This is a genomic window from Variovorax sp. 01T439_2, assembly GCF_056398445.1.
The window spans coordinates 1-9,482 of sequence record NZ_JBFTPJ010000302.1 but is presented as its reverse complement, the minus strand read 5'-3'; the positions used below and the strand labels follow the sequence as shown (position 1 = coordinate 9,482).

The 9,482-nt window shown below is 68.5% G+C and carries 10 protein-coding genes; 5 read left to right on the top strand and 5 right to left on the bottom strand.

What is annotated here, in order from left to right; all coding sequences use genetic code 11:
• Positions 1 to 583 (bottom strand): PLP-dependent transferase (locus AC1DOC_RS15765; protein ID WP_478130055.1); only part of this gene is annotated, 583 nt, incomplete at its 3' end.
• 143 nt (positions 584 to 726) lie between these two features.
• Between AC1DOC_RS15765 and AC1DOC_RS15760 the strand changes: the two genes are divergently transcribed.
• Positions 727 to 1,167 carry a CBS domain-containing protein gene (locus tag AC1DOC_RS15760; RefSeq protein WP_012746821.1) on the top strand — a complete coding sequence of 147 codons (441 nt, stop codon included), beginning with the start codon at positions 727 to 729 and terminating at the stop codon, positions 1,165 to 1,167.
• Between the two features lie 29 nt (positions 1,168 to 1,196).
• On the opposite strand, the gene AC1DOC_RS15755 is transcribed toward AC1DOC_RS15760, so the two are convergent.
• Positions 1,197 to 2,177 carry a Bug family tripartite tricarboxylate transporter substrate binding protein gene (locus AC1DOC_RS15755; RefSeq protein ID WP_478079779.1) on the bottom strand — a complete coding sequence of 327 codons (981 nt, stop codon included), beginning with the start codon at positions 2,175 to 2,177 and terminating at the stop codon, positions 1,197 to 1,199.
• Between the two features lie 8 nt (positions 2,178 to 2,185).
• Positions 2,186 to 3,283, bottom strand: a complete 1,098-nt coding sequence (gene add, locus AC1DOC_RS15750) for an adenosine deaminase (RefSeq protein WP_478079778.1) — start codon at positions 3,281 to 3,283, stop codon at positions 2,186 to 2,188.
• A gap of 84 nt (positions 3,284 to 3,367) precedes the next feature.
• On the opposite strand from add, the gene AC1DOC_RS15745 reads away from it, so the two are divergent.
• Complete coding sequence (locus tag AC1DOC_RS15745; RefSeq protein WP_478130054.1) at positions 3,368 to 4,243, top strand: LysR family transcriptional regulator substrate-binding protein; 876 nt, start codon at positions 3,368 to 3,370, stop codon at positions 4,241 to 4,243.
• A gap of 22 nt (positions 4,244 to 4,265) precedes the next feature.
• On the opposite strand, the gene AC1DOC_RS15740 is transcribed toward AC1DOC_RS15745, so the two are convergent.
• On the bottom strand, positions 4,266 to 5,483 hold the full coding sequence (locus AC1DOC_RS15740) for a polyhydroxyalkanoate depolymerase (protein ID WP_478079776.1): 1,218 nt from the start codon (positions 5,481 to 5,483) through the stop codon (positions 4,266 to 4,268).
• A gap of 99 nt (positions 5,484 to 5,582) precedes the next feature.
• On the opposite strand from AC1DOC_RS15740, the gene AC1DOC_RS15735 reads away from it, so the two are divergent.
• The gene (locus AC1DOC_RS15735) at positions 5,583 to 6,239 is read left to right on the top strand and encodes a glutathione S-transferase (RefSeq protein WP_018903057.1); all 657 of its coding nucleotides are present in this window, start codon (positions 5,583 to 5,585) and stop codon (positions 6,237 to 6,239) included.
• Positions 6,240 to 6,264: 25 nt separating this feature from the next.
• Here the strand turns inward: AC1DOC_RS15735 and AC1DOC_RS15730 are convergent, their stop codons facing one another.
• Entirely contained in the window at positions 6,265 to 7,086 is an 822-nt protein-coding gene (locus AC1DOC_RS15730) for a helix-turn-helix domain-containing protein (RefSeq protein WP_478079775.1), read from the bottom strand.
• 112 nt (positions 7,087 to 7,198) lie between these two features.
• Between AC1DOC_RS15730 and AC1DOC_RS15725 the strand changes: the two genes are divergently transcribed.
• Complete coding sequence (locus tag AC1DOC_RS15725) at positions 7,199 to 8,194, top strand: Bug family tripartite tricarboxylate transporter substrate binding protein (RefSeq protein WP_478079774.1); 996 nt, start codon at positions 7,199 to 7,201, stop codon at positions 8,192 to 8,194.
• A 22-nt stretch (positions 8,195 to 8,216) separates the two neighbouring features.
• Positions 8,217 to 9,482, top strand: a 1,266-nt coding sequence (locus AC1DOC_RS15720) for a Rieske 2Fe-2S domain-containing protein (RefSeq protein ID WP_478130053.1), incomplete at its 3' end; no start/stop codon positions are given.

Genomic DNA, 9,482 nt, shown 5'->3' with positions numbered 1-9,482 from the left:
TGATCAGGTAGGGCGAGGTGAGCGTGGAGTCGACCAGCAGCGGCACGCCGGCCGCGTGCGCGATGTCGCTCACCGCGGGAATGTCGAGCACGTCCAGGCCCGGGTTGCCCACGGTTTCGCCGAACAGCAGCTTGGTTTCGGGCCGGATCGCGGCGCGCCAGCCGTCCAGGTCGCCGGGCTTCACGAAGGTGGTTTCGATGCCGAAGCGCCGCATCGTGTAGTGCAGCAGGTTCTGCGAGCCGCCGTAGAGCGCGGTGCTTGCCACGATGTGGGAGCCGGCGCCCATGAGCGTGGCCACCGACAGGTGCAGCGCGGCCTGGCCGCTGGCGGTGGCAATGGCGCCGATGCCGCCTTCGAGCGCCGAGACGCGCTGCTCGAGCACCGCGTTGGTCGGGTTGCTGATGCGCGAGTAGACGTGGCCCGCGCGCTCCAGGTTGAAGAGCGCCGCCGCATGGTCGCTCGACTCGAAGACGAAGGAGGTGGTGAGGTGGATCGGCACCGCCCGCGCGCCGGTGGCGGGGTCGGGCGCGGCGCCGGCGTGCAGCGCCAGGGTGTCGAAGCCGGGGTCGGAGTAGCCGGGCATGGGAGCCTTTCTGGGTTCGTTCGCAATGCCCCGTTACGTCTGCTAATCATGTGCGCGCAACATGGGCGTGGGAGTCGGCGCCGATTGTGGGCTATATTCAAATCGGCACCGCCGCCGAGAACGATTTCCGAGAGGAGCACACGATGAAAGTCAGCGACATCCTTCGCGTCAAGGGCAACACGCTCTTCACCATCACGCCTGACGACCTGCTGGCCGAAGCCGTCAAGACCATGGCGGAAAAGGACATTGGCTCCCTGGTGGTCATGGAACACGGCGACCTGGTCGGCATGCTCACCTTCAGGGAAGTGATCCTGGCCATTGTCGACAACGGCGGCCAGGTGGGCGGCACGCTGGTGCGCAAGGCCATGGACGACGCGCCCGTGACCTGCACGCTCGAAACCGACCTCGACGAAATCCGCCGCATCATGCTGGAGCGCCACGCGCGCTACATGCCCGTGATGGACAAGCGCATGCTGATGGGCGTGATCAGCTTCTACGACGTGGCCAAGGCGGTGGTGGACAGCCAGAACTTCGAGAACAAGATGCTCAAGGCCTACATCCGCGACTGGCCCGAAGAGCAGTAGCCGGCCGCGCCCAGCTCCGGGCGGCGGGCTTATTCCTTGATATTGGCCGACTGCACGATCTTCTGGTTGCGGGCGTATTCGGCCTGGACGAACTGGCCGAACTGCTCGGGCGTGCCGCTGCCGGGCAGGGCGCCCTGTTCGTTGAGCTTGGCCCGCACCTGCTCCTCGGCGAGCACGGCATTCAATTCCTGGTTGAGGCGGGCCACGACGGCCGGCGGGGTGCGGGCGGGGGCGAAGATGCCGGTCCAGCTCACCATGTCGTAGCCCTTGAGGCCGGGCATCTCGTTGAAGGTGGGCACATTGGGCAGCGCGGCAAGGCGCTGGCTGCCGGTGATGCCGAGCGCCTTCAGGCGGCCGCCGCCCACATGCGGAATGGCGCTGGTGCTGACCAGCATCGCCAGGTCGACCTGGTTGCCGATCACGTCGGTGGCAATCTGGGCACCGCCGCGGTAGGGCACATGGGTCACGAAGATGCCGCTGCGCTGCTTGAGCAGTTCCATCGCCAGCTGCAGCACCGTGCCCACGCCCGAGGTGGCGTAGTTGTAGGCGCCGGGCTTGGCCTTGGCGAGCTTCACGAAGTCGGCATAGGTGTTGGCCTCCAGGCCGGGCCGCGCCACCAGCACCATGGGCGCAGTGTTGAGCATGCCGACCGGCGCCAGGTCCTTGAGCGGATCGAACTTGAAGGCCGAGGGGTTGACCAGCCGCCCGATGGCAATCGCGCTGTCGGGCCCGACCACCAGCGTGTAGCCGTCGGGTGCCGCATTGACGGCCTTGGCCACGCCGATGGCGCCGCCCGCGCCGCTCACGTTCTCGATCACGACCGACTGCTTCAGCCGCTCGCCCAGCCGCGTGGCGACGAGGCGCGCGTTGACGTCCACGCTGCCGCCCGCGGTGTAGGGAACGATCAGCGTGATCGGCTTGGCCGTGGGCCAGGCGCCCTGCGCGAGTGCCGCCATCGGCAGCATCGAGCAGAGGGCGGCGGCAAGAAGAAGGCGGCGGTGGTTGTTCATGGCGTGGTTCATTGCGGGTGGGCGGGATGCTGCTGCGCTGGCGCCAGGCCGGCGCGCAGCGTGTCGAACTCGCGGCTCCATTGCGTGCGCCAGGCGCGGCGTTGCGTATCGTCGATCCATGCGCCGTCAAGCCCGTTGTGCATGAAGCCGCGCAGCTCGTCCAGCCCGAAGCCGAAGTCGCGCGCCATCATCAGCCAGGCTTGCGTGGGCGTGACCTTGTGCAGCGTCGGGTCGTCGGTGTTGGGGTGGATGCGCAGGCCCAGGCCGGGCATGCGGCGGATGGGATGGTCGAGTGCCCAGCGCTCCGGAGGCAAGGTGCGCAGGTAGTAGGAGTTGGTGGGCACCACGGTGAAGATCACGCCGCGCTCGGCGCACTGGCGCGCGAAGTCGGGCTGGTCGACCACCGTGTAGCCGTGGTCGATGCGGTCGACCTGCAGCACCTCGAGCGCGGTGCGCACGTTGGTCCATGGCATGCCGAACTCGCCCGCATGCGCGGTGGCCTTGAGCCCCGCGCGCCGCGCCTCGGCGTAGGCACGCGCGAAGAGTTCGGGCGGCCGGTCGACTTCGCGGTAGTCGATGCCGATGCCGATCACCTCGTCGCAGCGGTGGGCCTTGACCCATTCCACCATCTCGACGGCGGCTTCCGGGCTGGCCTCGCGGTCGATCGCGGCAATGAGCCGGCCGGTGATGCCGAACTCCTGCTGCGCGTCATGGATCGCGCGGACGATCGCGCCCTGCGCCATCGGGTAGGCGATGCCGGAGGCGTGCACCGTGCCAGTCGGGTTCCAGAAGAACTCGGCATAGCGCACGTTGTGGGCCGCCGCGTCCTCGAGGTATTCGCGCGTCAGCTGGTAGAGGTCGCCGGGGCTGCGCACCAGCTGCGCATCGAGCGCGCGCAGCACGCGCAGCACGCCCACCGGCTTTTCCCCGCGCGTATAGAAGCCTTCGATCTCCTCGGCCGCGAGCGGCGAGCCGGCGCGATGGTTGAGCTGCTTGAAGGTCTCGTGGCGCACCGTGCCGAACAGGTGGCAGTGCAGCTCCACCTTGGGAATCGCATGCAGCATGGATTCCAGCGTGAGGGGCGGCGGCGGGGCGGGGCGGGTCATGCCGGCCAGTCTAGGCAAGGGCGCCTCATAAACAAAATTTTGAATTTCTATAATTTGATTCATTGAATCGATAACAGGAACGCCATGGCCTCCCTGCCGCTCCGGGCGCTCACGCTGCGCCAGCTTCAGTTCTTCTCTGTGCTGGTGGAAGAAGGGCACTTCGGCCGCGCGGCGCGTTCCACCCACCGCCTCGAGCTCACGCCGGTGGGCGCCGAGGTGCTGGCGCGCACCGATTTCCTGGTCAACACCTTCGAGGTGGCGCTGCGCGACATCGAGAGCACCGTGCAGCGCGGCCGGGCTTTCGTGCGCGTGGGCGTGATCCCGTCGGCCAGCGCGCGCGTGATGGCCGCGGCCAGCGAGTTCCTCCAGGCCGGCGAGCGCGAGCTCGAGATCGCCTGGCGCGATGCGCCTTCGACTGCCTTGCTGGCCGAATTGCGCAGCGGCCAGCTCGACATGGCGGTGGCCGCCATCACCGAGCCGCCGGGCGGGCTGGCCTGCGTCGACCTGTTCCGCGATCCGCTGGTGCTGGTGGTGCGCCGCGGCCATGCGCTGGCGGAGGCCGGGGACGCGAGCTGGGAGGCCATCGGCAAGGAGCGGCTGGTGCTGTTCGAGAGCGGCAGCATGCCGGCGCTCGGCAACCCGGCGCGCGCGCAGTTCGAGCAAGGCCCCGAGCCCTATCGCGTGAGCTATTCCGAAACGCTCTATGCGCTGGTGCGCAGCGGCCAGGCGCTGGGGCTGATGCCGCGGCTCTACACCGCGCTGCTGCGCGACCCCGAACTGGTGGTGCTGCCGCTCTTGAAGCCGCGCGTCGAGCGCCGCGTGGTGCTGGCCTACCTGCCGGGGCCGATGCGCAACGTGGCGGCGCAGGAACTGATCGCGTTCCTGCGCGAGCGGCTGCCGCAGGCCGGCGAAGCGGCGGTGCGGCGCGTGGCCTCGAAGGAGCGGCGCAGCCGGCGCTGAAGCCGGGCGTCCGGCCGAAGGCTCAGTGCAGCTCGGCCGCGGCGTGGATGGTTTCGCGCACGCGCGGGTAGATCTGCGCGTTCCACTTGCTGCCGCTGAAAACGCCGTAGTGCCCCACGCCGGCCTGCAGGTGATGCACCTTGAGGTAGGGCCGGATGCCGGTGCAGAGGTCTTGCGCCGCCACCGTCTGGCCGACCGAGCAGATGTCGTCGCGCTCGCCTTCCACCGTGAGCAGCGCGGTGCGGCGGATGGCCGCCGGGTTCACCGTGCGGTCGCCCACGGTGAGCACGCCGCGCGGCAGGTCGTAGGTCTGGAACACGCGCTCCACGGTCTCCAGGTAGAACTCGGCCGGCAAGTCGTTCACCGCCAGGTACTCGTCGTAGAAGGTGCCGATGGTGCGGGCCTTCTCGGTGTCGCCCTCGACCAGGTGGCGGACCATGTCCTGGAACTGCTTCTTGTGGCGCTCGGGGTTCATGCTCAGGAAGGCCGAGAGCTGCAGGAAGCCCGGGTACACGCGCCGCATCATGCCGGCATGCGGCCACGGCACGTGGCTGATGAGGTTGCGGCGGAACCACTCGATCGGCTTGCTGTTGGCGAGCTCGTTCACCCCCGTGGGGTTGATGCGGCAATCGACCGGGCCGGCCATGAGCGTGAGGCTGCGCGGCGTGGCGGGGTTGTCGTCCTCGGCCATCAGCGCCGTGGCCGCCAGCGCGGACACGCAGGGCTGGCAGACCGCGACCATGTGCACGCCGGGACCGACGGCTTCCAGGAAGCGCATCAGCTGCAGCGTGTAGTCGTCCAGGCTGAAGCCGCCATGCCACAGCGGCACGTCGCGCGCGTTGTGCCAGTCGGTCAGGTACACGTCGTGGTCGCGCAGCAGGGTGCGCACGGTTTCGCGCAGCAGCGTCGCGAAATGGCCCGACAGTGGTGCGACCAGCAGCACGGGCGGGTGCACGGCCTGCGTGTCCTTCCGGAAATGCAGCAGCGTGCCGAAGGGCGAGACCAGCGTTTTCTCCTCGTGCACCGGGGTTTCCACGCCATCGACCGGCACGCTGGCAATGCCGTAGTCGGGGCGCGAATGGGTCAGCCGCATGCGCGAAAACACCTCGAACTGCGCGGCCATGCGCCGCATCATGGTGCGGTCGGTGCCGTCCTTCCAGAGGGCCTGGCCGAGGTACTGGGCTGCGAGCCGGGAGGGCGAAAGCAGGTCGGCTTGGTTCTGGTAGGCCCGGTACAACATGAAAGTAGTACAGGCAAGTTGCGGGCCAAGCGGTGGCACAGGCCTTGCACGCCCCGTGGATGCCAACCGGCAGCAGGCAGTCCGCCAAGGAGATCCACGATGGCCAAACCCGTTCTCACGATCAGCAGCAAGAACTACGGCGCCTGGGCGCTGCGCGGCTGGCTGATGTGCAGGCTGGCCGGGCTCGACTTCAGCGAGAAGATCATCCCGCCCGACGACCCGGCCATGAAGGCCGAGATGCTGCTGCTCTCGTCGTCGATGCTGGTGCCCTCGCTGCAGCATGGCGGCGTCAAGGTGTGGGACACGCTGGCCATCGGCGAATACCTGAACGAGATCAAGCCCAAGGCCGGGCTGCTGCCGGCCGATGCGGCGGCCCGCGCGCATTGCCGCGCCATCTGCGGCGAGATGCATTCGGGCTTCGCCTCGATGCGCGGCGCCTTGCCGATGAACATCAAGGCCCGCTTCCGCGGCTTCAAGATCTGGTCGCGCGCGCAGGCCGACATTGACCGCATCGTCGCCATCTGGCGCGAATGCCTCAAGACCTACGGCGGCCCCTTTCTCTTCGGCAAGCAGCCCGGCATGGCCGACGCCATGTATGCGCCGGTGGTCACGCGCTTCCTGAGCTACGACGTGCCGCTCGACAGCGTTTGCGCCGCCTACTGCAAGCGCGTGATGGACCTGCCCGCCATGCAGGAGTGGGTGGCCGCCGCGAAGGAAGAGCCCGAGGAAATCGACGAGCTCGACGCCGAGTTCTAGGCAGGTTTTCCGAGCGGGTTCTTCTTCAAGCCGGCGGCGGCCCGAAGCCCACCTGCCGCAGCTTGCGCTCGATGCTCTGCGCCGCCTGCTGCAGGTCGGCCAGGTGCGCCGAGACGATCTCGCGCTCGGTCTTCACGGCCGGCAGCCACGCGCAACTCAGGCAGCCCACCACGAGCGTGTCCAGGCGCACCGGCACCGAGAGCGCGCCGAAGCGGTCGGGCGAGTCCATGCTCGTCGACGCGGGGTCGCGCACCACGTAGCCCTGGTCGCGCGCATGGGCCATCATGCGGCGGATGTTCTCGGGGCGGCGCGCGACGCGGTCGGTGTCGCTCGGCGAGCGGGCCAGCGCCGCGAGAATCTCGCGCCGCTCCTCTTCGGGGCAGAACGACAGGTAGCAGCGCCCGAGCGACGACAGCAGCATGGGCGGCCTGAAACCCAACGCCCGGTAGTTCACCGCCAGGCCATTGCGCGGCCGGTCCGTGTCCAGGATGAGCATGGCCGTGCCGTCGCGCACGCCCAGGTCGATGGGCCACGGCACCAGGCGCTGCAGCGTGGCGCGCGACTGCGCCGCCAGCGCCGACAGGCTTGCGCGCCATTGCACCGCGGGCCCCGATTCGCCGGCGGCCGAGGCCGGCACATAGCGCTTGTCGAGTTCGCTGCGCTCGGCCCATCCGGCCTGCTGCAGTGTCTTCAGGATGCGCAGCAGCGTGGCCTTCGAGAGGCCGGTCTGGCGATGCAGCTCCGACAGCGTGGCGGCCGACGAGCGCTGGATGGCCAGCATCACGTCGAGTCCGCGGCGCAGCGCATCGATCGATTTCACGCTTCGGGCGCCGGTGGTGTCGGACATGCGGAACTCCAGAAAAAGGTTCACCTGGTGAAACTATATCTTCTGGCTTCGGCAGCGTGTTCCTACAGTGCGTCGACCCCACCCGTCGTCCCACTGAAAAGGAAAACAGAGCATGAAGTTCACCCGTCGCGAAGCGGCCCGTGCCGCCGCCGCCATCGCCGCATCGAGCCTTGCCCTGCTGGCCGCCGGCGGCGCCATGGCGCAGGCCTGGCCGGCCAGGCCGATCACCATCGTCGTTTCCTATCCCGCGGGCGGCGACACCGATGCGGTCGCGCGCATCTATGCCGAGAAACTCTCGCTGCGCATCGGGCAGCCGGTGCTCGTGGACAACCGGCCTGGTGCCAGCGGCATGATCGGCAACGCCTGGGTCGCCAAGGCCGCACCGGACGGCTACACGCTGCTGTTCACCCCCAGCACCTTCCCGATCGCGCAGCATGTGCTGAAGGCCGGCCCCGGCGTGGCGCACGACGTGGTCAAGGATTTCACGCCCATCGTGAAGACCGGCAACATCCCGCTGCTGCTGGTGACCGCGCCGTCCACCGGCATCAAGAACGTGGCGCAGCTGGTGGCCGAGGCCCGGGCCGGCAAGGCGCTGAGCTACGGCACCCCGGGCGCGGGCTCGCCGATGCACATCGCGGGCGAGCTCTTCAACAAGGACGCCGGAACGCAGATTGCCCACGCACCCTATCGCGGCGTGGCGCCGGTGGTGAACGATGCGCTCGGCGGACACGTGGGCGTGGGCTGGATCACGCCCGGCGCGGTGGCGGGCCACATCGCCAGCGGCAAGCTCGTTGCGCTGGCGGTGGCCGAGCGCCAGCGCACGAAGCTGATGCCCGGCGTGCCCACGCTGATCGAGCTTGGCTACAAGGACGTGGATGTCAGCGCCTGGATGGGCCTGCTGGGCCCCAAGGGCATGCCGGCGGAGCTGGTGCAGGCCCTGAACCGCCACTTCAACGAAGTGCTGAAGATGCCCGACGTGCAGGCCCGCATGGCTGCGCTCGGCATCGAGCCGATCGGCGGCGCGCCCTCGGTGCTGGCGCAGCAGATCGCGGACGACGACCAGCGCTTCGGCAAGCTGGTGAAGGAATTCGGCATCCGCGCCGAATGAGCTGGAACAAGGAGACAAGCACATGCTGAGCGAAGAGAAGAACCGCCTGCTGACCGAGGTCGGGCCGGGCAAGCCGATGGGCGACTACCTGCGCCGCTACTGGCATCCGGTTGCCGGAGCCAGCGAGTTCGACGACAAGGCCGTCAAGCCGCTGCGCATCCTGGGCGAGGACCTGGTGCTCTACAAGGACCTGGGCGGCAACTACGGGCTCGTGGACCGCCGCTGCCCGCATCGCAATGCCGACATGTCCTACGGCTTTGTCGAGCAATGCGGCTTGCGCTGCAGCTACCACGGCTGGCAGTACGACCAGAGCGGCCAGTGCGTGCACCAGCCCTTCGAGGAAACGCTGGACCCGGACGCGCGCATGCGCAGGAACACGAAGATCAAGGCCTACCCGGTGCAGGAAAAGGCCGGGCTGCTCTGGGCCTACATGGGGCCGCAGCCCGCACCGCTGCTGCCCGACTGGGAGCTGTTCAACTTCAGGAACGGTTTCGCGCAGGCCGTGTTCGCAGAGATCCCCTGCAACTGGTTCCAGTGCCAGGAAAATTCCATCGACCCCGTGCATTTCGAGTGGACGCACAACAACTGGACCACGCGCCTGCAGGGCRACGAAGGCCCCTATGTGCCAACCCACCTGAAGCTCGCGTTCGATGAGTTCGAGCACGGCTTCGTCTACCGGCGGTTGCGCGGCGGCGAGAGCGAGGACAACGTGATGTGGACCACGGGCCGCGTCACGCTGTGGCCCAACGGCTTCTTCCTTGGCCACCACTTCGAATGGCGCGTGCCCATCGACGACCACAACACCCTGAGCGTGCTGTGGGTGCTGAGCCGCGTGCCGACCGAGCAGGAGCCCTACGTGCAGGAGCGCATTCCGTCCTGGTACGGCCCGATCAAGGATCCGGCCACCGGCCGCTGGATCACGAGCCACGTGGCCAACCAGGACTTCGTGGTGTGGGTGGGGCAGGGCACGGTCACCGATCGCACCCGCGAAAAGCTCGGCCAGAGCGACAAGGGCATCGTGATGATGCGCCGCCGCTTCTTCGAGGAACTGGAGGCGATGCAGGCCGATCCGGCGCACGAGCCCAAGGGCGTGATCCGCGACACTGCGATGAACCGCAACGTGCCGCTGCCTTCGGCCTGCCGCGACGAGATGCTCCATGGCTTGCCGCGCGCGGAGCTTGCCGCCCATCCGCTGCTGGGGCCCTACCTGAAGGACTTCTTCGGGCAGGCCGGGCAGCCCGAGCACGTGCGCGCGGCCTACGAACGCGCGATCGGCCAGAAGGTGGAG

What these genes read in the sequence shown, in the direction of transcription:
- AC1DOC_RS15755 (WP_478079779.1), bottom strand. Translation starts at nt 2,177, where the DNA reads ATGAACAACCACCGCCGCCTTCTTCTTGCCGCCGCCCTCTGCTCGATG.
- AC1DOC_RS15735 (WP_018903057.1), top strand. Translation starts at nt 5,583, where the DNA reads ATGGCCAAACCCGTTCTCACGATCAGCAGCAAGAACTACGGCGCCTGG.
- AC1DOC_RS15725 (WP_478079774.1), top strand. Translation starts at nt 7,199, where the DNA reads ATGAAGTTCACCCGTCGCGAAGCGGCCCGTGCCGCCGCCGCCATCGCC.
- AC1DOC_RS15730 (WP_478079775.1), bottom strand. Translation starts at nt 7,086, where the DNA reads ATGTCCGACACCACCGGCGCCCGAAGCGTGAAATCGATCGATGCGCTG.
- add (WP_478079778.1), bottom strand. Translation starts at nt 3,283, where the DNA reads ATGACCCGCCCCGCCCCGCCGCCGCCCCTCACGCTGGAATCCATGCTG.
- AC1DOC_RS15760 (WP_012746821.1), top strand. Translation starts at nt 727, where the DNA reads ATGAAAGTCAGCGACATCCTTCGCGTCAAGGGCAACACGCTCTTCACC.
- AC1DOC_RS15745 (WP_478130054.1), top strand. Translation starts at nt 3,368, where the DNA reads ATGGCCTCCCTGCCGCTCCGGGCGCTCACGCTGCGCCAGCTTCAGTTC.
- AC1DOC_RS15740 (WP_478079776.1), bottom strand. Translation starts at nt 5,483, where the DNA reads ATGTTGTACCGGGCCTACCAGAACCAAGCCGACCTGCTTTCGCCCTCC.